Annotated in this window: 18 protein-coding genes; all 18 read right to left on the reverse strand. The window is 38.3% G+C overall.

Annotation, left to right across the window (positions count from 1 at the left end; genetic code table 11):
- Positions 1-59 precede the first annotated feature (59 nt).
- Positions 60-6584, reverse strand: coding sequence for a hypothetical protein (locus ACFX4N_RS23840; RefSeq protein WP_377262771.1), 6525 nt, complete (start codon positions 6582-6584; stop codon positions 60-62).
- A 16-nt stretch (positions 6585-6600) separates the two neighbouring features.
- Positions 6601-7182, reverse strand: a complete 582-nt coding sequence (locus ACFX4N_RS23845) for a tail chaperonin (protein WP_377262774.1) — start codon at positions 7180-7182, stop codon at positions 6601-6603.
- Positions 7183-7235: 53 nt separating this feature from the next.
- Positions 7236-7682 carry a tail chaperonin gene (locus ACFX4N_RS23850; RefSeq protein ID WP_377262777.1) on the reverse strand — a complete coding sequence of 149 codons (447 nt, stop codon included), beginning with the start codon at positions 7680-7682 and terminating at the stop codon, positions 7236-7238.
- Between the two features lie 39 nt (positions 7683-7721).
- Positions 7722-8465: a hypothetical protein gene (locus ACFX4N_RS23855; protein WP_377262780.1), complete on the reverse strand. Its 744-nt coding sequence runs from the start codon at positions 8463-8465 to the stop codon at positions 7722-7724.
- 15 nt (positions 8466-8480) lie between these two features.
- A complete protein-coding gene (locus tag ACFX4N_RS23860) occupies positions 8481-8993 on the reverse strand; it encodes a virion structural protein (RefSeq protein ID WP_377262783.1) in 513 nt (170 codons plus the stop codon).
- A 122-nt stretch (positions 8994-9115) separates the two neighbouring features.
- A complete protein-coding gene (locus tag ACFX4N_RS23865) occupies positions 9116-9709 on the reverse strand; it encodes a hypothetical protein (protein ID WP_377262786.1) in 594 nt (197 codons plus the stop codon).
- A gap of 76 nt (positions 9710-9785) precedes the next feature.
- Positions 9786-11498, reverse strand: coding sequence for a phage tail sheath protein (locus ACFX4N_RS23870; RefSeq protein ID WP_377262789.1), 1713 nt, complete (start codon positions 11496-11498; stop codon positions 9786-9788).
- Between the two features lie 44 nt (positions 11499-11542).
- On the reverse strand, positions 11543-12148 hold the full coding sequence (locus tag ACFX4N_RS23875; RefSeq protein WP_377262792.1) for a hypothetical protein: 606 nt from the start codon (positions 12146-12148) through the stop codon (positions 11543-11545).
- Positions 12139-13602: a hypothetical protein gene (locus ACFX4N_RS23880; RefSeq protein ID WP_377262795.1), complete on the reverse strand. Its 1464-nt coding sequence runs from the start codon at positions 13600-13602 to the stop codon at positions 12139-12141. Before ACFX4N_RS23880 ends, ACFX4N_RS23875 begins: the two co-directional genes overlap by 10 nt.
- Before the next feature lie 38 nt (positions 13603-13640).
- Positions 13641-14180 carry a hypothetical protein gene (locus tag ACFX4N_RS23885; RefSeq protein WP_377262798.1) on the reverse strand — a complete coding sequence of 180 codons (540 nt, stop codon included), beginning with the start codon at positions 14178-14180 and terminating at the stop codon, positions 13641-13643.
- Between the two features lie 11 nt (positions 14181-14191).
- The gene (locus tag ACFX4N_RS23890; protein ID WP_377262800.1) at positions 14192-15880 is read right to left on the reverse strand and encodes an Ig-like domain-containing domain; all 1689 of its coding nucleotides are present in this window, start codon (positions 15878-15880) and stop codon (positions 14192-14194) included.
- Positions 15881-15895: 15 nt separating this feature from the next.
- Positions 15896-16231, reverse strand: coding sequence for a hypothetical protein (locus ACFX4N_RS23895; RefSeq protein WP_377262802.1), 336 nt, complete (start codon positions 16229-16231; stop codon positions 15896-15898).
- A 104-nt stretch (positions 16232-16335) separates the two neighbouring features.
- Entirely contained in the window at positions 16336-17433 is a 1098-nt protein-coding gene (locus tag ACFX4N_RS23900) for a phage major capsid protein (protein WP_377262805.1), read from the reverse strand.
- Between the two features lie 203 nt (positions 17434-17636).
- Positions 17637-18890 carry a hypothetical protein gene (locus ACFX4N_RS23905; protein ID WP_377262808.1) on the reverse strand — a complete coding sequence of 418 codons (1254 nt, stop codon included), beginning with the start codon at positions 18888-18890 and terminating at the stop codon, positions 17637-17639.
- 15 nt (positions 18891-18905) lie between these two features.
- The gene (locus ACFX4N_RS23910; RefSeq protein WP_377262811.1) at positions 18906-20387 is read right to left on the reverse strand and encodes a hypothetical protein; all 1482 of its coding nucleotides are present in this window, start codon (positions 20385-20387) and stop codon (positions 18906-18908) included.
- Complete coding sequence (locus tag ACFX4N_RS23915) at positions 20388-22499, reverse strand: phage portal protein (RefSeq protein WP_377262814.1); 2112 nt, start codon at positions 22497-22499, stop codon at positions 20388-20390.
- A gap of 15 nt (positions 22500-22514) precedes the next feature.
- Positions 22515-23879 (reverse strand): hypothetical protein, encoded by a 1365-nt coding sequence (locus tag ACFX4N_RS23920; RefSeq protein WP_377262817.1) that lies wholly within the window; start codon positions 23877-23879, stop codon positions 22515-22517.
- A gap of 60 nt (positions 23880-23939) precedes the next feature.
- On the reverse strand, positions 23940-25163 hold the full coding sequence (locus ACFX4N_RS23925) for a hypothetical protein (protein WP_377262820.1): 1224 nt from the start codon (positions 25161-25163) through the stop codon (positions 23940-23942).
- Positions 25164-25251 lie beyond the last annotated feature (88 nt).

Consider the following 25251-nt stretch of genomic DNA (forward strand, 5'->3'; position numbering starts at 1 on the left):
ATATCCCTCCTATAAAAATAACGACGCTATCCCCTAAAGAATGAGCGCCGTTTAGTATTTTAGAAAATCGAAAGAGCACTTTCGTTAATTGTATCTAAAATTTCGTTTTTCACATCTTGCATAATGTTAATAGATGTATTAACTCCACCTGGACCATCTCCATAGGAAGTGGTCAATCGGACATCAACATCAGATAATCCTGCACCTTGTAACGCTTCAGATAAGCGACTAGTATCAATTTTTCCACTTAGAGAATGAACAGGAATAGCTTGTGCTCCATGTTTTTCAGCACGAGCTTGGTCTTTCCCCCAATAACCTGAGTTAGTAGGATTAATTCCCGCTTTCTGCATCACCTTAATTTTAATGTCATCAAGATTTACAGATGCATTCCAACCAGACCAATTTTGTCCGGGTAGAAAATGATGATTAAAGAAGCTTTTAATGTCTTCTTGCTTATCTACATCTAAGCCCCAACTACCTTGTAGAATTCGTTTTATGTCTTTCGGAACATACTTTAAGATTTCTTGGCGGTCTTTAGAGTTAGTGGTTTCAAGGAAGCGCGGGATAAACTCACGCTCTTTAGGTGTTAAAGCTCTCATTAGAGCTGTTCGATCACTAGCGGAACCATCCATTCCATAAAGAGTACCTTCATACTCTTTTCTGTACTGAATAGCTAACGCTGAGTATTTTCCAGCTTGAAAAGCTTCTTTACTTCCTTCGATGTCCTTTATATCAGAGGATAAGTCACTGATTTGTGATTTAACGGCTTCTGGATCACCATAACCTGTTTTTTTCGCTAAGGACAACATTCTTTTCTTATCTGTTAAGAATCTTTTTAGTCCTTTGTTTTTCTTACCTTTTTCAGCGGCTTCATCGAAGAATTGTTCAACATCTACTCCTTCTTCGCTTTCCGCTAATCGTCTAGCTTTTTCATAAAGACCACGATATTTAACGTATTTCAAACGGTCAAAGTACTCGTTGATTTCACGCTCTTTTACACGTTCTTTAGGTAGCCATACACCATCAGCGCCTATCATTGGCTCGACTGCTTCATCGAATACACGAAGAGAAGCTAACCCTGCTCCAAGAAGGAATCCTCCAACTCTACCAAGCCCTTGAACTTTTGTTCTTTTTCCAAACATATGACCAATTGCAGCTAATTCAGCACCGGCAATTAGAGGATTTTGAGAAGCAACCGTATTTATCATTGGCTTAATCCAACCTTCATACGGCTCTGTCCAAGGTCTCCAATCCGAACTATAAACTTGTGTACGTTTATAACTCTCAATTGGAGTACGTACTTGTAGGAATTTATCAGCTAATATTCCGACGAAAGGAACTTTAGGTAAGATATCATGTGTGAGTGTTTCCATGTATTTACCCACTGTAATCATATCATTCGAATAAAGAGCAGCGGTTTGAGTAGCGGTTCCTTTATCCTTTATCTGTACAGGCTTGTTCCAAGTACGATTGGCAAGTATCGCGTTTAGGGATTGTCCTTTATTAGACTCGAACCAAAAGCGACCTTCTTCATTTTTATTCGCGTACACTACAGCAGATAATGTATTGTAAGTGTCTTTGTTATACCTTTGTGAAGGGTCATCAGCAACACCAATTTTGAGCTTCTCACCCGGTTTGATAAACTGACTTAACCAATCAATAGCATCTTGGTTATCCTTCTTGGTTAACTTAACACCCGCTAATTTGATTGGCGTATCGTATTCTTGAACCATGAAGGTATTGCCATCGAGTACCTTAGTAACAGTAACAGTTTCCTTTTTGATTTCTGCATTGGTAAATTTCTTATCGTACCAGCGCATTGTGTCTTGCATGTTGTGAACTTGATCTGTAATTTCATCAAATTCTTTTTCCATGTCCTCTGACATTCCACCAGCTTGACGGAGTAAGGATACTTCATGTTTTGCTACTTTATACTGGTCTGAATCGGGAGAAACGTCGGCTAAAATACGGAATCGGTCAAATACACCATAGTTCGCAAATTCACCTGTTCCGGTTCCATCTGGATGAAGCTTATATAATTTCTCATAAGCTTTACCTGGAAGTCTCATTTCACCTTGTTTGATTTTTGTATAAGGGTCTCCATGAAGGAAATCAGTATAAGATTCAATACCCGGTAACCATTCAGGCATTGTATTTCGAATTGGAGAGTAGTAGTTTTTATTCGGGTCACGAGGAATATAACGACGGCCAATTTCAGAAAGTGGTCCACCTACACCACCAAGACTTAAATCCCAAAAAGAACGACTAGGTGAAGTCATTAATGTTGAAGGAGCAAGCGTAGTTCCACGCCATGATTCGGTATATCCAATTCCTGTTTTCGTTAAGAAACCGTAAATACCACCTAACTCAGAGGCGCTATAGAAACCATCAGTTAATGTATTGGCGATACTATCAAGTTGCATTACATCATCTAAATCTTCTGGAGTAGACATATTGCCGCTTAATTTTTGCATGTACCCAAGAGCATTAGCTTTTTTGCCTTTACCTTCTTGAGCTAATTGCCAGTTCTCCATAGCAAGCTGTTGCTTAGTTAATTCAAAAGATGTGCCATTTCCTGGTGCTGAACCATAACCATCTTGGCTATCTTCATCATCTGAAACATAACCCGCACCGCCGAAACTAAGACCTCCACCAGAGCCATCAGAACCAGTTTTGTATCTAGCCTTTATACCATTCCCGTAATTAACATGACCAGCTTCAGCTCCATGTGTAGGACCAGTTCCGCTAATTCCACTAACAGGCTCAGGACGACCAATACCATTCCATGTACCTTGATCACCATACATATCAAGTACAGTAACACCACCACCAGGAGCAACACTTAGATAAGCGCCATCTTCAACAGTGCTATATTGTTCAGAAATGTATTGGTTAACAGAAGCTAAATACTCTTCATGAGCTTTTTCTAATCCCTTATGTTCTATACGGGGTTTAAGGATACGCCCTACTGTTCCGTCAATTAAGTTACCGACGATTGGAATGTTTTGAATTTCACTAAAACCGCCTGTAATCGCATAAGGACGATCTACTTCATGTTTCTTTTCATAGTGATAAGGGTCAGTTAAGAAGTGTTTAATAGGGGCGAATGGATGAGTTAATGTAGGCATCCAGTTATTTGCCCAGTACTCACTTTCGTCTCCATACATCGTATCTGTGAATTTGTAATCACTCTTTATTCGTCGATACCAGTTAGGTGCATAGTATTCAATACCATTACCGGACCAAGGAGATGGTGAACCTATTCCCCAGTATCTGTTTTTACGAATTGGATCTTCTCCACTTTCGTAATAATCCTCTACTTCATCAGCACTTCTAAAATCAGTAAAAGCACCCATCGTTAAGAAGTTTAACTGTTCAACACCAACCCAATCTTTAACTTGATCGAAACCAGCATTTTGGAACACTTTCGCCCAAGGCTTCATTGCTTTATTAATACCAAGCATGTCTTTTACTTGTGCCAATGTTTCATGTGTATTCACATATGCATCTGCTGCTGAATCACTGATATTGTCACCAGTTAAACCATCAAACCATACTGCTTGTTGATATGCCGCATACGGAAGAACAATTCGACGTAGATACTGATTCGTCATAATACTTTGGAAAGACCCAAGATTTTGTCGAGATAAACCAATTCCGAAGTTTGTAAATTGGTTATCTAAACGCTCTGCTAATCCATACATAATAGCGGTTGACGTTGTTACATTTTCTAACGAATCACTTTTACGGTGTCTACCAGCAAACATTTCTTGAGTAACATCTTTACCTGCTTGAAAGAGTGAAGAAGCGGCATTACGGGTATACATTTCTGTATTAATCGCAAGATCCCATCCATCTTCTATCGGACCATAGTCAGTTAGGTTCTTTAAGTTTAGTTCAGAAACAGTTTCTTTAGCGGTCTGTCTTAGTCCGCTCTTACGCATAATAATGAAGTCTGCACCATTTAAAGATGGTTGACTAGGTTCAGGAGCTCTTCCTAGTATTGGTTGAGCACGAAGAATACCTTCTTGTAACTCCTGCCCTAAACCTGTTAACTGTACTTTTCCAGATTCAAAAATCAGTTTACGTTCATCGAAACTAACATCCCCATCTTTAATATGCATGATATCATCTAAGAATGTTTTCGCTTCTGCTGTTCTTGCATTTACATCATGAATATTGTCATAACTCAATAAGTCTGTTAACAGCTCTAAATCTTTTGCATTTTTAACGTCCTTATCCGAAAGGAACCCTTTGTTTTTGGCATCAATTAGATAACCAACAGAGGTTCTATTTCTTACACCATTCTTGATTTTACTAGGTTCAAAATCCCCTAAATTATCGTCAAGTGCTCGAAGTGCATATTGATGAAAAGACCGGCGTAATTTTTCTGTCGCAGGAATAAGTCCTTCATTTTCGCCTAGACTCGAAACCATAAAGTCAAACACATGAGGAAGACTCTTATCAATAGGAGCTTCTCTTGAAGCACTAAAACCTTCTGGATCTTTAATATATTTCTGAGTCCATCTAGATAATTCTTTAGTGGCTGAATCCTCATATAATTTACTAGCGTCTCTTTCTGTTAATCCTTCATTGTAAACAGAACGAGAGGTGCTTCTATACATGTTTAGATTCGTATCACCATTTTTCAGTTCCTTATGAAAAACAAGAGCAGCATCTTTCAGATAATCATCATCAGTTAAACGAGAAAAATCAAATGCTTCTCCGTTTACCTTAATATGATCAAACACCTTATTTACATGAGGTGCTAATACTTCCCCGGCTTCTCGTGTTAAACTTTTTGTGTTCCGGTCAATACCAACACGCATAACGTTGTAAACGTCGCGAATTAAATTCTCTTGCCCTTCATTGGTTGTATGCAAATCATAGACAAGGCTTCTTAAAGCATTCGGTCCATACATAGGATCACTAAGCTTATTCCATGCTTTTTTATACGTAGTTAATCGACTTTCGCCTTCTTGATGTCCTAGATCAAAAAGCTTTTTTAACCATCCACGTTCATCTTCAGTTTCAAGTTCACTGTAGTTTGTCATGTTTTTATGCATACGAGAGAATGCACCGAACTGGGATGGAGCTAAATAAAGGTTTTCATCAATAAGTTCTAAGCCCTTTTCTTCCGTAAAACGAAATACATTTCCACCTGTATAAAAATGATCACTATTCTTTAATGGATTACGAATAGCACCGTTATGCGTAGCCTTTGTTACATCGTCAAATGCTTGATCTCCAAGATTACGAACATATCCATGAACTTGCCCGGCGCTTAATACTTGTAAACCTTCTTTAGCTTGACCTGAACGAATTGCTTGCCAAGGTGTTAAATCAACAGGGTTTATGTTTAAGAATGATGTTTTAACAGAATCTTGGAACGTATCAATAGCATTTATTGCTGTATCTCGTAGATGACGATTATCAAGAACTTCTCCTGTTTCATGATGGATAAAAAGATGCTTATCTAATTTGATGTTACTAAAATCAAAGGAATGCCCTTTCTTAGCTAATAAGATTTTCAAATCCTCATTATGACGATGTTCATCAAGGAATTTGCGTAATTCTTTTGTTACATCAATAGACTTGTCTTTTAGTTTGTTATCAACATCATCAACAATTAATCCATACTTTCGTTTAGAAGCTTCATCCAAATGCTCAACATCTTTTAATGTAGCAGCACGAAAACCTTTCTTTTCTAAAGCTTTGCCTATTAAACTTGTTGTTTCCATCGCATCTTTAATAAAGGCATAAGCGGAACCAGTCTCCATTGCTTTTGCTTGCTGAGAGATGATACCTTCATGTGTGTCATGGACTTTTTTTGTTTCAGAATACTTATCAAGTGTTTGAAGCATCTGCTTCTGAAAAGCATTTTTTTCGGTTTTATCTTTAAAAGATACTTTATGCTTATATGTTCCGTCTTCAAGATGCTTTATGAAATCATCAATGTGATTTGCTGGCTGATTAATAATTCCTGCATTCTTGTTATAGTAATCCATAAGAGAATTAAGAATTTTATCTCCGCCATGCTTCTTTATTTCAGAATGATTTCCTAATTCCTTTAGGAATTGATTTTGACGAAAAGATTGTGTCGCAGAGTATTGGAACTTATTAAGTCCGTTCATTTCTCGTTTATAAAACTCTCTATAATAACGAGAAGCAAGCTCTGTTCGGTTTTGTCCTGGCTTATTGTTATGAGTTTGACGTTTTTTAATATTGTTACGGATAGAAGCCTCATAGTCTTTACGCATCTTCTCCTGGACATCTTTGTCATAACCCGCTCGTAATGTTCTTAAAATAGAAGGATTGTCTCCTAATGCATCAGAAACACCCGTTAACAATACACGCGTATCAGAAAGAGCATTACCTAGACGCCCTTCTTTAGTTAACACTCGGCTTCCTAATAAGGACACTTCACCAGACAAGTGAGAAAGCCCTCTAGCTATTGCTGTACGATTAGTATAGGCTAATGCTCCTCCACCTACTAAAGCTCCTGTACGAGCTATAGAACCAAGGAGACTACTCTTCTTCTGTTCTTGATTTTGTTCTTCATTAGAACGCTTATTATCAGCCATTTATTTTCACCACCTTTTATTCTCCTTGACTCATTTCGTCCTCACTGACTAGTTGTAAACCACGAAGATTTTCTAATACCCATCTTGCTTTTACATAGTATTCCGTCATTTTAGACATTGACCATGCTTCTATTTCTTCTATATCAATATCAGTAAACACTTCTTTGATAACAAGCGGAAGTTGGTTTTCAACATCTTTCATTTTTTGCTCCCATTTAGCAATCATGATTTTTACTTTTTGAGCATCTGTATAACCCGACTCCTGTAGAATAGATCTGCAAAGAATTTCTGGAATACCCGCGAAAATGTCTAATGAGTAATCATCAATTACAGGTTCAATAACACAGGTTTTACATATATATTCCGTTCTTTCGTAATCATCTTGATATACTTCCTGAGCAATTTCCATTTCCTTTTTTGTTATAGCTCGGAAAAAGAAATGAACTTCATTTACTTCTGTTGTAAAGACATTGCCGTACATTTCGTGCCATAAACGCAGTTGCTCTTTAAAAGCCACCTCTTCTTCATAGCTTTCAAATTCAAAAGGTAGTTCGTCAATTTTATCCTCTAACAAACTAGGATCTAATGTTAAATCCATCTAAAATCCCTCCTTAAATAAAAAATAGGAGACGATAAACGCCTCCTTCGCTTTTAGCTTAAGCGCATTGCGCCTGTTTTTGCTACAAATCCTGATTTTTCGAGGATCATTTCAGATAATAAAGTCGGAATACCAGCTTTACCTGTACTCATGTTCATGAATCCATATTTCTCAGGAAATAACATTGATTTTTCACAGATACGTTCTTCTTTATAGAACTGGTCTGCATTTTGGATTTTTGCAATATCCTTGTATTCTTTACGCTTAATAGGGCGCCATACGAATACATTTTCTTCGTCAAATTCAGTCAAGTATACTTCTCCTGCATACATAGACTTCCATTTTTCGAGGTCATTATAAGTAGGTCCACCTGGGAAGATTTCTTGTTCCGCTAATGCAGGATCATCTTCATCGATTTCTTCTCCAAGATTAACAACTGGTGCTAATTCTTCATGTGTTTCTTCAACGAATAATTCTTCTTTCTTTTTGCGTGGTGCCATTGCACTTCCTCCTCTTTCTTTCAATATAAAAAGTAGTAATTAATATTTTTGTGCTACGTTACCGGAAATGTCTTTTGCAATGAAGGTATAAACTTCTGAAATAGGGTTACCAGAGGGGTCTACTCGTTGAGATACGCCCGTTAATTGAACGCCAACGATAGTTTGGGCTGTGTGATAACCTACTCGTCCTCTCGCGGGATCTGGAGCATTACCGTAGGTTAGAAGGATGTTAAAACCATGTTCTTTTAAAGCTTTATTATTCGCATTTGCTTTTGTACCATAAAAAAACGTGTCGTGCTTACGACTGTCTATCGTTTTATTTGAATCACTATCAAATCCCCACAATGCGTATTCATAATCATTTGCAAGCTCTTCAAAGTTATTGATAACGTACTCGACAGATGTTTGGTTACTACCTGGATGTCCGTTAATTCGACCATCATTAAGGTCTATCCTTTCACGGAATTCATCCATGCTGAACCACTCGTTATCTTCTGTCATTTCAGAACTTAAACTATTAAGTATGGTTTGTAAATATCCAGCTGATTTGAAGTTAATCGAGAAGGAGCCTTGAACAAAACGATTTCCACGAGCCACTTTGTCCCATGTAAAAGAGGAATATCCGAAAATAGGTGCTACTTGTTCCTGTACTGACCACTCAATTTCTACAATCTCATCGATCCAGTCATCGCCAAAATAAATACGAATATCTGTACCAGAATAGTAACTTGCATATTTTTGTTCCATTTCTCGGGTAGTACTACCTGTTGATCCACCACTCATATTTGCACCTCCTTATTATTCGAAAGCATCTGGAGTCATCGTGTCGATATCCATTGCAATAAACTCCATTGTATTTTCTGTAATCATGTCTTCGACTGACATTGTTTGTCCTTCAGAGATTAGGTGTACACCATAGATAGTTAGTTTAGATGATTGTCCATATTCATTTAAAAACTGAACAACAATATCAAAAGCAGGAAGTTGATCCGCTTTATTAATGGACTCAAAATTATCTTTATTAAAGTCGGCCATTACGTCGTAAAGTACATGTCGGTCAAATACCGTGAAGATTAAACTTCCTGCAACTGTTCTTACACCTCGAACTACACCTTTAGCCGCTATTTGCCCTAAAGCATATACGGGAGCTGTAGGTCTGTATGATGAGTAAGAAATTGTTTGCAATTCACCTAAAACCCTTGGCTTCCCACTTCTAGGTGTAACAATAGCAACGATATCTGTACCGGCGAAGCTAGTATACGTGTTTTGATAGCGAGTACTTTGTTTAATACTCTGTTTTGAACCTGCCATAGACATCCCTACCTTTCTAATTTGTATAAGCGGAACATAACCATTTCCATTTCGTTTTTACTAGGAGAAACAAAATAAAAAGGAGATGCAATTGCATCTCCTTCGTATACTCATTGAGTAGATTACTTATCAGTTTCCCACTCATCCATAGCGCGCATTTCAACAATGTTACGTGCTACGAAAGTACAAGCTTTTTCAGTTGTTAAGTCGTCTACTGACATTCCCATTCCTTCGTTAAGAATCTCAACGCCGTAGATTTCCATTTTACTAGCTTGTCCATATTCGTTCAGGAAGTTAATCGTGATATCGAATGGAGGAATTTCATCAATGAAGTTAGCTTTACGCTTTGTTTGCCAGCCTTGGATTAAATCATTACGTGCTGTAGAAGCAGCAGCATTCTCAGTTGCACTAAGAATAGGACCAGATAATTGATCTGTTTGGTTTAAGCCATGACGGTGAACAGTAGCTTGTTGTTTAAGGTCATATAAAGCATCACGATCAAAGATAGTGAATACTAATGAACCAGCAATTCCACGTTTTCCGCGTGAAAATGATTTTGGATTCGGGTCGCCCATTACATAGACTGGCCCTTTTTCGCGAGTAACACTGTAAGTGATAGCTTGAAGCTCACCAATTTGTACTCCGTTAAACGTACATACGATATCTGCACCGCTGAACGTCGTATATGATTTACTATAGCGAGATAATTCCGGCATAGGTTGTTACCCCCTGTTGTTATTTATTTTTTTATTAAGGAAGGAAAAGAGGAATTCCCTTCTCCTCCCCTACTCTTCAAAGACCAAGACTAGCTAGGTACTCGTCTGATGGAGATAAGTTCACTTGAACTTGAACTCGACGTAATTCAAATGCAGGAACGATTTCTAAAATTACAGTTGCTTCGTCCATACGAGATGTAACGTTAGCAACAGAGAATTTGTATCCTGTGATTGCGCCAGCTTCGCGGATTGTCTCTAATGCAGACTTAATTGCTGTATTAAGAGCGTTGTACTCCGGCATACCGTTTGCTTCACCAATGAATGGGTCTACAGCTTCACGTACAACTGTGATAGCCAATTGAGCGATACGAAGAGTAGAAACACGAGCAAAGTCGCTATCGCGGTTAACTCCACCAAGTAAGATTGAAGGTGCAGTAGTTATACCGTCAGTTACCACAAGGCTTGTACCGTCTTTGATACGGAATGTCACAAATTTCTTGCTTGTTAAACGAGAAAGTTGACGAAGAGAGAAGTCAAAGCGGATAGCTTTAACACCTGGAAGTTTTTTGTTTGTAGGAGCTGATTGTTTAGGTAGTGTACAAAGTAAAGCGGCATAAGCTGTTGCACCGTTTACATATTGAACAGCGTTCGTAACTGGTAAGATTACGCCCACTTCAGAAACAACTACCTGAAGGTAAGGAGAAATTTCTGTGTCGAGTTTTGCAAGCTCGTCCACATATTTGCGGATTGTAGAAACTTTTGTATCTACAGGAGATTTAACACCGATGTAACCAATGCTTGCGTCGCGCATCAATGTTTTTGTTTGGCAATAATCTGCAAGAGTTTGAGCAAAAGAACCTTTAGTAATTAAACCTTGGTTTGTTTTTTGCAATACACCAGAGCCAGTCAATTGAAGACCAGTTGCAGTTGTGCCAGCTTGAACAACAGCAGTATCTGCGAAGTAGATAACCAATTTACCGTTGTCTACAGTGACTTTTCCTTTTACTCCTGATGTAGAAGCGTTAATAACTGTTTGTAAGTCATTAGCAAGGTCATTCACAGTTAATGTCGTACCGTTGTACGTTTTTGCTGGAAGAGTGAATGTTGCGTCAGTACCGCCCACTTTTACAACCAACTTATCGCTAGTACCTGCACTTACAGCTAATGGATAATTAACAACTCCACCTGTTAACACATAAGAAGAGTTAACGAATCCACCAATGTATGGGAAGTCTTCGATATTTGGTACTTCAGGGAAGAATGCAGCTTCAAGTGATGCTACTTCATCCTCAAGTGTTACTCCCTTTAAAACTACGTGATCTACAGAGAAATCAAGAAGATCGCTCATTAGTAAATCGTAGAAGTAAACGAATTTACGACGCATAGCAGCAGCATCAGTTGTACCTTTAAGTACATCTTTATACTTAGTTGTTGCAGCTTGAGATGTTAATCCACCTGCTACAGCAGCATCGATAGCCGCTTGCTCTAATTCACCAGCGCGAGCTGAATCAATTTCTTTAAGAGCTACTAAGTAAACTACTTTAGCTCCACCATCAGTTGCAGCTTTCCATTCAGCAGCGATAGGGTTTACCTGTCCGCCTACATAGAAGTCACCGAAGCCGAATGATACAAGTTCAGAAGAACTACGTACTAATACTGGTTCTTCGGGAGCGCTAGCCACAAGAGACGGAGCGATGATTAGAATAGATTCTGATCCGCCAGTTTCTGGGATGATTAATCCGCCATCTTTTAAAGTGACGTTAATTCCAGGAAGGTTTTCGTAAAGCATGTTTTTGCCCCCTTATTTAATTTTTATATGGAAAGCGTCGAGCGCTATTCACCAAGTTCTTCTTGAAGCCTTTTATCTACCACGTCGAATGCATGGAAGATATCTACAGGGACTTCATTTAATTCTTCGAATCTAACAAGATAGGTAAGTTTACGGATCTTATATGAATCTCGTATCTTATCGCTTTCCAGGTTAGGTTCCATCTTTTGAAACAGGATTTCTTTCAGCCCTTTTTCTTTGAGATATCCAGTAAATGCTGTTATGGTCTGACGAAACTGTTTAGTTAGCTTGTCTACCTGCGCATTCGTTTCTTCCCAAATCTCAAAAACGACTTCAGCATCAAATACTTGCCCGTAAATGTTTGTAATAGGTGGCATGTCCCCGTTTGAATTTTCATTCAAGACGGATTGACGAAAACGAGGTTTGATCTCCCTTGTGTCTTTACCAATTAATCCAGGAGTCATCGAGGTCATATAGTGGATAATGATGGGGTACTCAATGTTCTTTGCATCATTAATGTTCGGTCCATCTGGAGTAAAACTTCCCCAGTCAGAACCCCATGCTGCATCTAACAAATATTTGAGGGTTTTAATCATGTCTTCATAGTCCATAGCTCCATTAGATTGAAGCCGATTCTGTCTTACTGCCATGAAATATTCACCTCACTTGATGGAACATACTCGAAGGATGTTCGCACAACTTCTACTTCTCCATATAGCTGGAAAGCGATAGATAGAGTAAATTGAGTATCCGTATAATCTAAAACCTCTATAGTGATGTTTTGATAAAGCGGATGACCTTCTAGAAGTTGATCTTTAAAGCTATTTACTTGGGTTAAGATAGATTGGAATAAAGTGTAGTTGAATGGTTCTCCGATATACTGATTGAAGAAACCAGCCATTCGGCCCACATCGTAGTGAACACTTCGGAGATAATGAGGTTTTGCATGAAATGCATTTTGAGGGTAAAAGTTCTTTGATAAGAAAGGAACAAATCCTTTTCGTATTGAAGGAACAATACATATATAACCACTACTTGATAAATTAGCAACTTCGTTCTGTTTGAGTTCTCTACTTTGTAACGTATTCATACTCAAAAGAGCCTTATTTGTGGCAGAAGTATAAAAATCAGGGAGCGCATAACGCATAAATGCATAGTTTGCGGCACAAGGCATCGTTATCTGTTTCGCATAAATGGCATCTTGTACCCCGACAACAACTTCCACATGTTCCAAAAAGCTAGTTTCTTCTATAGAATTAGGAGCAATATTAAGTAATGATTGAATCTGAGCACTATATGTGTCTTCTCCTTCATCTGTATAGCGGGTTTCCGCAAATAAATCAGAACACAAAACGACTGAACAGAAGATAGATTGCTCCTCTGTTTTCGCTGTTGCGAATCCACCTAGAATATATGCTAGATCCGCTGGTGCTTTTTCATAAGGAATATCAGTAAATACAAGGGTATCAATCTGAAAACCGCTTAATTCCCCTGTAAAGTAAACCCCTTCACCTTCCGTATCAATAAAACTATCTCTTAGGAGCTGTATTTGAGCTTGTAATTTATCATCTGAATCTGTTTCGTTATGATTGCTAACAAGATTAAAACCATCATCAGCTCCTTGAAAACCAACATAACGTTCAGCTAGACAGAGATTTGTTAGAGGTACTTGATTTAATACCTCCACATCTACTTCTCCTTTGCCAAAATACAAATCACGTTTAATAGCAGTAGCTAGAGCATCAATACCTTTATAATCAGCAAAGTAGTAAGTGATATCACCTGTTAATCCTTTTACAATTAAATGTGTTGGAAGTAAGTGAATATCAATGTTATTACAATCATCTGTAGCATCGAGAGTTTTAAATTGAAGAGCAGGAAGATTTAGTTCGTCATGATTAACAACACATTCCCCATGAGAACCATTTAAACGGAGCACAAGCGGAGTAATTCCATATTGTCTTGCCAATTCCACATTTTCCGCAAGGCGACTGATCCCAAGTACTTCAATTGGGTCTGTGTCACCTCGAAGAATGAAAGGTGTTCCTACTGGACCACTTAAAGAAAAACCCGCTAACACGAGAAAGCGAGTATTCTTTTCCATGTGGGAAGGGAAGATAAGTTGATTGTATGTGAACATTCTTATCCCTCCATTAGGATGTTATATTGTTTAATTCCATTAAGTTCAGATATCCGAATGCCGCGAATCTTACTTCTTACAGGAGTCTCTGAAGCATAATAGGTTTTATAAACTTCTTTACCTTTTCCAAGGTTTTTACTTTTAACAACATTCGTGATAGCCCATATTCCACCGTCTTCATAGGTAGGTCTTCCGAATTCGTCCCATTCAACCTCAACAATTAAGTCCTTTTCAAGTGCTTTCATGTTTGGAAGAAAGAAATACTTACGGTCACTGACAGCAACGGAACCAATACCTGTATCATTTAGAACCCGGGCTAATTGTGTTGAACCAATTGCTTCTTGTGATCTTGCCGTATGACGTTCTGCTATGAATGTCCACCCAAGACCAAGACAAATCGGACATTCCCGACTTGCCTCTTGAGTGACTTCGTTATAACAGGAGCAAAAAAGCTTTCTGTCTGTTCTAAGAACCAGTACATCATAGCCAAAATCTCTAAGAATATTTTCAAATTCACGAGCTAGATCCATGTTTAATTTCATTATCTAATCACCTACGATGCATCAAAGCTAGTATTCATAGTTGTACGTGTTACGAAAGTTGGTAAAGTTTGAACGTTCTCACCTTTAACAACATTACCTGGAACAGCATAGCCTCTATTGTGATGACCATGAATTAAATCTTCCCAGGTCTTTATTTCACTTTGAAGTTGAGTAATTACATCTGAAATAGAAGTCGTTGAACCGGAACTTCCACCGCTTTTTATAACGGTTAATTCTCCAAGTGTAACTGTTTCGTCTCCGCCTCCAGAAGCCATAATACCACCATGCAATAAAGCATCAATTGTTACTTGTGTATTTACATATTGATGAATGTAATAAGGCGCTTCTCCATTTTGATGTAAAGCTTCATCATAAGTAGAAGTGTTATACCAAATATCACAAGCATATTGGCTGTATTTCCTCATTAAAGATTGAAGGAAGCGTGTAGACGGCTCAACATTAAGAGAACTTAAAACCTCTTTAATTTGATCAATTTCCCCATGTAAATGTTCAGGTGTACCAACAAAACCAAATACATAATTGCTACCAAGAGCTAAAGTATTTTCCCCGGTAATATTTTTAGAAACAATAACTGTATATGATTTACCTTCCTTAAAGGCTGTTGTTCCCGCATCCGGCACCCAAACTAGGACATTAGAATTTTCAGAATCAATTGAACTTTTGCCATTTATCGCGTTCTTAACTGAGTACAAACCTCTTAAATCAATTAAGGATAATGTCTCTTTGTAAGGTGCTTCTACTACGTAGAATAAAGAACTTGAATCAGTTGTATCATTGAATAAATCGGGAGAAATAGCGTCATTAAACACTACAACAATTTCAGAAGGTTTTTGGAACTCTCCGTTTTGAGGAAAATAATCTACTATACCTAATTGCCCCATAGCTGAAACAACTTCTGGTTGCACATTGGTACTTGGTGATTCTTCTACTGGTGATGATGTTGTTTGCTCAATGGGCTCAATGTAAATTTGACTTGTAACCCATTCTGTTTTCTTCAAATCATCGTTATAAATATTAGCGGTTGATTCCCCAAGCCTTGAAGCAATAACGATTGTTGCTTCTTTAGGAACGATTACACCAGTAGTTACTGCCTGTACATGCACATAATAGTTTCTACCGGCTTCTAAACGTTGGGGAATAGTTATGTTAGGAGTGGTTGTTTTACCTTCTAATAAGTTTGTAGGCCACACATCATAGGCTTCAGGATTGCTTGAAGTAGATAGTCGAACGTTAAAGTAAATCTCTTCTCCATCCACTAAACCTTTAGGCATATCCCATTGTGCTGAGACGAAAAGATAGTCTTGTTTTAGCACTAAATTTTCTATAGATGTAACACCTTCTCTTTGAACTGTTACAAATTCGTAAGTCTTAGTTGATGGAAGATAAGAACCATCAATCGCAATAACACCATCTGTCCCACCAACAACCATAATTTGATATTGTGTGCTAGCTTCGAGCGGTTCTTTAGGAGTTACTTCATATACCTTGTCGATATTAAGATATCGTCCCGTATACTCAATAAAATCCCCATTTACCTTACGTAAACGAATGGTATTACTGTTTAATGTGTCTGTGTTGATATGTTTTGCAAATGTAACGGTAATCTTTGAAGAAAGATCTACATTCATTTCATTTGAAACAGGATTAACACCCAATACTAGATATGAGTAAGGAGCCATCTAGCCTCACCTCACTTATTCAGATTCTTTTTTAGTAGTACGTTTACGTGTTTTCTTAACTGGTTCTTCAATAACTTCTGCCGCTACCTCTTGAACCTCTTCTTTAACTGGTTCTGGCTTCACTTCATCTTTTGCGAAGTTAGTACCATTAACAAACTGGCGAGTTGCACCGTCATATGGTAAAAGGATGTTTTTGCGTAAAGCCGATTGAATGCCTGATAACTTATTATCTTCAAGGCTAATAGAGTAAACTTCAATCGTTCTTCCTTTACGGAAAACAATCCCGCTCACTGGCTCTGCAAATTCTTCTTCGCTAAAATGTGGTGATAAAATAACTTTTAATTCTTTCATTAAAAAGACTTCCTTTCGGTTTATAAATTTGTTTTAGTTGTAAACTATAAAAGAAGCCCCTACATCAACTGTAGGAGCTCCGTAGGAACGTTATTTCTATTTAATTAGATTTCGTCGTGCTTCTTAGCAGCAGCACCAGAGTAGTCACTTGGTAAAGCCATGTCTTGGAAGCTACGTTGTGGAGCAGGGAATGTACGAGCGAATTTGATGTTTTTAGCAACAGCAATTGCTAAACCTTCATTTAATACGCCAACGCCATAACGCTCTTTTAATTTAAGAGTTTGGATATCGCGACTTGGATCGTCGAATTGCTCTGTAGAGATTTCGTCTTTCACAAGTAATACTCCGATATTGTTTTTATCAATTAAGTAGAAATCGAATTTTTTGTTAGCTTGATCGAAAGGAACAAATGGAGAGAAGATTACTTCTAAGCCTAAAGCGTTTGAAGTGTTGAATGTACGAGGGTCAAAGTTTGTAGTGCCTTGTCCAAATGCAGCAACGCTTGTACCTTCTAAAGCAGCGTTTTTAGCAAATAGTGACCAGCAAAGAGGATGCATGATGATTGTTGTAGGTTGGAAACCTGCACTCATAATACTTACTGCCATGTCGATAATATCTTCAGCAGCTAATGTACCATTAAGTTCTCCGTCGAATCCACGACCAGTTGGGTAACCTTCTTGAGTTGGAGCGAATAAGTCAGCATCGAATACGATGTGTCCAGCTTTACGGAACTCTGTAAACGTTACTTCTTCTTTCTTAGCCGCCATAGCACGACCTGCAGCGCGTAAGTGTAATCCGATTACATCCCACTGTGAGTCTGAGATCATTTCGTCTGTAATTGAAATACGAAGCCCGTATTTTTTGACTTTAACGTCTACAGAACCAATTCCGCCACCAGTAAGGTCTAAGTTTTGTTCTGGATATTCTCGGCCTTCTCCAATTTCGAATGCACGAATTGCTCCGAAGTGGATGAATTCCATTGAACGTCCTTCAGTTAAAGTTACTTTTTGGAATAAGTTAGATACTAAAGTTAAAGGTTCAGCAGCTTCTAATACTACAGTTGAGATAACTTTAGGGATTAAGATATTTGCATCAGCTGAAGATAATGCTTCGCTTACAGTGACACGTTGTTGTACAGGAACTTTGCCTGCATATGCCATCATTTTTGTATACTTCTCATGAAGTTCAATTGTGTTTTCCATGATATATATATCCTCCTAATAATTTGTGTGAAAATTTAGGATGGGAGAATCTATATTTAGTAGCTCTCCCATCGTAAATGGGATTGTGTCTACTTATCTTTTAAGCTGTTCATCAATAGACCGTAAAGGTTAAACTTGAAGGTTTGTATTTAGAGGTTGTTGATTTGCAAACTAGAAGAAAAGTGAGGGTAAATCGAGGTTAATTATTTTTGAAGTAAGATACGAACCGCACCAACAGCGCCTTTGTGATCCCATGCAGTTGGAATACCAGCGATTGGGTCAACTACTAATGGAACTGTTACTGTAAGACCAGCATAGTTTACATCAGCGTTAGTGTCGTTAATTGCTGGGTAAACAACGATAGTGTTGTTTTGGATGTCGATATTGAAATCGTCAGCATTAACTTTTGTACCACCAAGAGTGATTTCAACGTTAGCTAATTTAGTAGTATCGATTTTGTGTTTTAATTTAATGAATAAAGCTGGGTTTTTAACGCCTGCTTTTACAGTTACTTTGTTGTTTGCTACATCAAATACAGTACCTTCAGTAGTACGAACTACTTCAACGTTAGTATCTAATGTCATTGAGCCAGCAGTACCAGTTGCAACACCAAATGTACGCATTTCTTGAGCACGGAAGAAACCATCTGTTAAGAATGGGATACCAGCCATTTTAGCTCCAGCTAATAATTTTTCGAATTCAGGTTTCCATCCTTTGTTTGTGTAAGGAGCGCCATAAGGGAACGCACCTTCACCAGTTGCAGGAAGACCTGGAGATGGGTTACGAGAAATCATTTTTAAATATGCTTCCATTTCAGGATTAACTAGATCTGAGTAGTATTGAAGGAATCCAGCAGGTGGAAGTTCAGTTTCTTTAGCCCAAACTTGTCCAACGATTGCTTCAGGAGCGTCAGTGCCTTTTACATATTTACGGAAGTTACCAGCACGGTCAGAAACTACACGGTCACCAGCTTGTAATGCAGCATTTGCTACACTTGTTTCAGAAACAGCAGCACCGAATTTCATTGCTTCAGCTAAAACTTGAGCATCAGCTAATGTAGCACCAGTTGTTTCGAATAAAGGTACTTCGATATAGTTACGAGTAATAACTGTTGGAGTAGTTAATGTGCTTACCATACCGTCACGACGACGAGAGTAAACATTGTGGTGGTTAACACCTGTTACTGTTTCAGATGCATCTTCTGCTTGTCTAACAGCAGTTTTGTAGAAACCAGTTTCAGCGTCGTATTCAGAGCCGACAACTTCAACGATTTTACCTTTTGCTAAAACTACAGTTTGGTTACCTTCTGGGCCATACTCATAGATAAAGCTTTCCGCACCATTAGTACGAGAGATAATCATTTCTTCCGCAGGAGCCATGCCCTCGGAAATTACTAAGTTTGTGTGAGACTTACCACGTTGAGTAAGCTTACGATCCAAATTTGGAAATTGTGCCATTTGTAATGTGCCTCCTTATTTTGTGTGTCCAGTTAAGAGATTGTATAGTGCATCTTCGTTATTTGTAACCTTTAGTGAACTAGTTGCCAAGTCTTTACTTTCAGTAACAACTTTCTGTCCCGTTGGCTTTTCAACGTGCTCAACAGTACGTGTTGTTTTGATAGATGGCTTTTCTGATAAAATGTCAGAAATAGAATCACGTAAAGATTCTACAGTACGAGTTGCGAACTTTTGGACAGCTTCTTCGCGGTTAGATTCTTTTCCAACAGCGACACGTAAATCTACTAAGAAATTAACAGTTGCTTCTTGAAGCTCTTTTGCAAGCTGCACATTTGCTTCTGTTAAATCATTGATTGTGTTTTGAGCTTCCGCTAATTCATCTTGTGCTTTTTTAAGAGCATCTTCATCAGCAGATTCGTTTTCTTGTTCTGTGACAACTGTTTCATCAGTTACAGTGTCTTCAGTTTCTTCTACAACTTCGCCTTGAGAAGCTTCTTCTACTTCTGTTTCAGTTGACTCTTCTACTTGTGTTTCTTCAACTTCAGTTGTTTCTTCTGTAGTTTGAGTTTCAATCGTTTCTTCTGTCTCTTCGACAACAGTAGCTTCTTCTTCCATAGTCTCAGCTGTAACGTTTTGTTCATCATGTTCCACTGTGCTTGCCTCCTTCGTAGTATTTAGTACACCTTCACTTGTAACCACTAGGGGTTCAGCAGTCAACGCTGAAGTCGAAGCAATATCTTTTGCTGTGATATAGGTTGATTCATCAACGTTAATTTCTTGTGAAACAGCAGGTGAAGCTGTAACTTCGATACTGTCATTAATTGCGCTAATGGTAGCTGTATTTTCACCAACACCCATCAATGATTGTGACGTGTTTGCATTAACAATCATTGCATCAGAATCAGCAGGAACGTTTACCCAACTTAATTCATCGAAGAATAAGTCTCCCGCTACCCATTCACATACTTGACCGTCATATTCTTCGCCTCTCATGTGACCACACCAACCTTCGTTGATGATGTCAGTTCCACATACACTACATACAGCAGCATTTGTAGAAGCACCGATAGAGACAGTTAACAAACGACCTTCCATAATATCTTTGATTGCTTTTTCTTGAGTAATTTTTGGAGTGACGATAATGCCGGGGCGACCAGCGGAAGTGTAATCGGAGTATGAAGCAGAGTAAACACGACCAGTAGCTTCAGTCGTTGTATCGTGGTTATGAATGACAGGTTTAGGATAAGGAGCTGTCCAGCTATAAACACCACTTCGAAGATCTGGATCTCCTTTTAATTTTTCAGCCGTATAACGGTTAAAGTTTCGTGTTCTTCCTTCATGAATGGCTTCAATCTTAGGATAAAGAACCGTAATACCGCTCTCACTTGTGGATTCATTGAAAGCAGTATCTACCTGAGTGATTTGGGCTGATGTAGTGATAGACTCACTAATCTTCATAGGATCTACTTCAAGACCCTTCCACTTTAAAATATTCAATTAGATGACCTCCTTGGGTTTTGCTACAATTGTGCATTCGCAATTGGTGTGATGTGGGGGAATTTGATTTCTCCATCCATCTGTTAAGATGATTTCTGAGGAAGCAGTTAGACAAGTCTTGCAACAATTTGGTTTATGTTGAACATAGACTCTATCCTTTTTACTTTTTTCTGCAGACAAAGCAACACCGTAGTTGTAAGCTTCATACGCAATACGTTTTGCAATGAAACCAATTCGGTAACGGTTTGCTGTAAAGGCATGAGTAATATGAGCAGCCGGTGAGTCTTTTTCATAGCAAGCAGAAACAAGACGAGTAATGTCTTTCATCAATCTTTCAAATGATTGACTATGTTTAGCTACCGCTACTTGTACATCACCTGTTTGTAACTTCGTAAGGTCATTACCCATTTGAACTAATCCCTCTTGAAATCCATGAAGAAAAGAACGTTCAACAAATGGATGTATTTGTTCCTTAACTAATTGACTAACAAGATTTGTGGTGAATGAGTTAATTGTGTCAGTATCCTCATTACGCTGAACCCTTGCCTGAACGTCTTCCATTGCATCGGACCATTGTTGTTCAACTTTTTGAGTGAATGAACTAACTTGTAACGTTTCCGATAAATTAACCAGTTGAGATTGCCCGGTCAAATTTGTATTTTCTGAAACTAAAACGCTCTTACTACCTGTTTCTGAAGTTTTAGGTTTACCAGGACTAGTTTGCTTACCGCTTTGATTAGCCGGTTGATCCTGGTTATTACCTTGATTTGCAGCCGCTTGAGTACCAGAGGTTCCTGCATCTCCTGTTGCTGCATTAAACATATTTGTATAAAGACGAGATTCATCAACTTGGATGTCGTATCCTAACAATTGACGCATTTCTTCAAACACAATACTGTTTTGCATAAACAATTGGACAACATGATTTTCACGTTTGATTTTTGCATCGAACTCAATTTCATGGAAAACAAAATCAATTTCATCGTCGGGGGTTAATGTTGGATCATATCCACCTTCAAAAAGAAGTTCATTAATAATGGAGAATTTAACTACGTCTGCAAAAGATTTTTGGAAGTCCTTCACAGTATCGTTTAAATCAGAGGATTGGTTATCAGAGGTTGATTTATTAGCGGTTCCTGAGATACCCATGATTGTGTCACTTACTCCTAATCCGGAGAATACACGTTCACGGAAATACTTTAAGTATCCATTTGCATCGATTGCTTGTCCTTGCGAACCAACAACTTCAATATTGTGTCGTTCAGGTACAACCAATGCTCCATCAACAGGAATATTACGGATCTCTTCACGTAAGTTTTCAATCTCTTCATCTGTAGCTTCAAATCCTGGTTTATCTAAACCAACTTTGTATAAGTAAAGAGGGAATAAATTTCGATAAATTAATCGCGCTACATTTTCTTCAATCTGGCGAAGTAATTTTACGTCGTCCAGGGCATTAAAAATGAAGGGCACACCATACGCACGACCACTAGGTTTACGGTAGGTAAAATGGATAATATCTTCTGGCTTAAATTCTACGCCCTGTCCACCACTACCAGTTGATTGCTGATAAGCAACAATCTTTCCAACATCATCACGGTTAACCGTAACTTGTTGAGCAGGAAGAACAAAATATCCTGCAACAGGCTTATTTGAAGTGTAACCTGTTGCCGTCACACCACTTGGCGTACTGTTTCTTTTAGCCCTAGCTTTTACTACATAAGCGTTCCCATAAAGAACTAAATTGTCGGAGACTTCCTGTAAAAAGGCATCGGTACTTTGACCAGTTCCTTCTGCCATTAATTTAAGACGAGTCCAAACATATTCAATTGCTTGATCGTTTTTCCCCGACAGTTCCCATCCGTTTTTAAACATCAGGGCTGAGTGTTTATCAACCGCTCTACGAATATAACTATCCGTATAATAAGCACGGCCAATTTCGGCTAAATCGATTGGCGATTCTTCAAAGTCTCCACTACCACCAGCAGTTTTAATAGCTTGTCCCAAACGTGTAACGGCTGTTTTCTTTGGATCACGTTTAGCTGAGGAAGATGCTTCACTCATTGCTGTTCGTAGCCGAACTCCTCTCTGAATTCGTTTTACTATATTCAATTCTGTACACCTCTCTTATAGATGGTCTAAGACTAAAGAATACCCTGCTCGTGCATCTTCCTTGTCCAATGTTTTAGTTAGCTTCTCTTTTCGCACTTCATATTCAGACGTATACATGAGATACACATCTCGTAAAAAGGAATCATATTGATCCTGTACGAGATTTAATCCTCCAGCCATTTGATTTAAAAAGGATTCAACTCCCTTTTCTTTACTAGGAGACTCTAAGTTTTGTAGCACATCATACGTTTTCAAGTACATTTTATTTCGAAGCTCGAACGCTGTAAGCAATTCATCGTGCGCTCGTTGTTTACGAGAAAGATTATTAATGTTCTTTAATACATCTCGATACTGCTTCTTGTCTTCAATTTGTGAATTGACTTGGAGCTTAAGAGAGAGTTGTGTTAATTTCATTAATTCTGCAAGTTCTTCTTTAGTAGTAGCTTGTTTATCTAATACCTTCATAACCTCTTCTCCGTCAATACCGCTACCTAAAACTAATCCGGATTTGATGTAATTAGAGCAATCTTCTGTACCAAGTAAAAGGGTATCAACTAGAGACATCATTTCTTGTAGAGTTTTATTTTCGCGAATGGCAATATCGTAAGAGCGCTTAGCTTGCATATATTTATTGCTGATATCAAAGAATTCAGGAGTACCATATGAGTTACGAAGAGCCTCATAATAAGCACTTTCGCTTTCTTTGTAAGACTTTGTGATATCTTCTAACTGTTCTCTCTGTTTTTGAACCGCTTCATCGATTTGCTTAGTGAGTTCTTCATTATTACTTGGCGTTACTGGAATATCTCCATCCAAATAATTTTTTAAGACGGATTCTTTATAGAAATAGTAGCCTTCTTGGACAGTTAATTGAAGTTCTTTTAAATCTTCATAAACCTCTAACTCTAGCGAACCATCTACATCTGAGGCATGAGAATGAACAAAGTCTTGAATCAGTACATTACTTGGTGCATCTGGATCAGCAAATGTTTCATCATATGTTGTAAAATCAATTCCACCTTGATGAGCAATAGTTGGATCAAGGTAAGGGAATGATTCATAAAGTGTGATAACCTCTTGTTCTGAAAGAGGAATAACCACATCCTTAACTTCTTCTTGCACGAATTGAATCATTTCATCTAGAACTCCGACTGTATCAACAAAATCTTCATATTGTTGAGCAGGTTTTTCGACTGGTACATATGCATTACCTTCAGCTACTTCCTCATCTGGTTCATCAATGATATTTTCTTCTGTTGTTAAATTAACTGTGATTGGCTTGTTTGGTTCATATTTAAACCGGGGCCGATACTCTAAAATAGATCTTTCCGTATCTGTATCAATGGCTAGCTTATTACCATACAAATCTTTTTCGTCCATTCGTTCTCTCCTCCTTATAAAAAAGGCGACAGGCCCAATGCGTATACCTGTCGCCTTGTATTACCATCCTCCACGGGATGGCATTTTAGTGCTTCCGCCACGACTTCCCCATCCAAAACCTCTGGATGCTCGTTGACGAACTTTTGTATTTCTTGATTTCTGTCGCAACTCTGAATCATTCGATTTTGTTGATTCTTGTTGTTTAAATGGATCAGTGGACGTTGTTTTCACTTGAGCAATTGTTCGTGCATTAGGCTTTTCAATTATAGTAGCCGCTATTTCAGGCTTTTCATTAATAAAAGCGAGTAAACCGAACATCATTGCATCTAATGCGTGCTCGTCCACATCCGTATAGGTTGCTTCCCCAGTTTTTGCACTAAAACGAACTACTTGATAGTTAGTCATTTGTCGTGCAATCGTTTCATCCATGTCACGATGAGGAATACGTAGTTGACCACGTTCTAACATTAAGACTGTTTGGTTAACAATAAACGGTTTTAATGGCTTCTTATCATATTCTCTGCTATGCGGATCACGTACTAATTGAGAGCTTCCTAAGTGAACGCCTTTTACTTTATCACCTAATGCCTTACGTAAAAGCTCGATCTGGTATTCACCAGCTCCACGGTCACAATAAATAGCAAATGGACTATAAATTACATCCAATTCAATTATCTTTTTAACCGCGTTATCATACGTGAATTCACCTTTAGGAATCTCAATACGATTAATAACTTGGAATCGACCATATCTTTGTTCCAAGTCTCCTAATTCAGGTCTTGGTCTTCTAGGATCAAACGGATTGTATTGTGTAACAACAATTTGTGTCGCATTTCCGAATTTATCCCAATCGACACCAATGGCAATTGGTCCGTTGTTTGCAGGAACAGTAGTATAGTTGTAACCAATGTTTGCAGCTTCGTCAATGTAATCTTTATTGAATACCCCTACCATTTCAGTACCAAATTCAGCTAGAACCTCATGCTCGTAAGCAACTTCACTAAACTGCTTCCGTAATTCGCGTTCCATTTTTTCAGACCATTCAGGGTTAACCATTGTTGGATAATAAAACTCTTGCCAACCTTCAGCTTCAATTCGGTCATAAGTTTTCATATCGTAGCGGTTGCTTTCATCCATTTTTACATCTTGGTTTAGTTTCATTTCAGTACAAACCTTATAAAACATACCTCGACGTCCCGTAGGCGTTGATGCAATCATGGTTCCGATACGGTTTGGTGCCTCAAAGGTAATCGCATAGATTGCCTCGAAGTCTTTATCACTCATGTAATCTACTTCCGTCTATCTTACGGAGGTTCGCTATTCCTCCTCCTGTCTTTAGACAGGGACGAGACTATATCATCATCTCAGGGAG

The sequence above is a fragment of the Priestia sp. YIM B13551 genome, assembly GCF_042787905.1.
Taxonomy (GTDB): domain Bacteria; phylum Bacillota; class Bacilli; order Bacillales; family Bacillaceae_H; genus Priestia.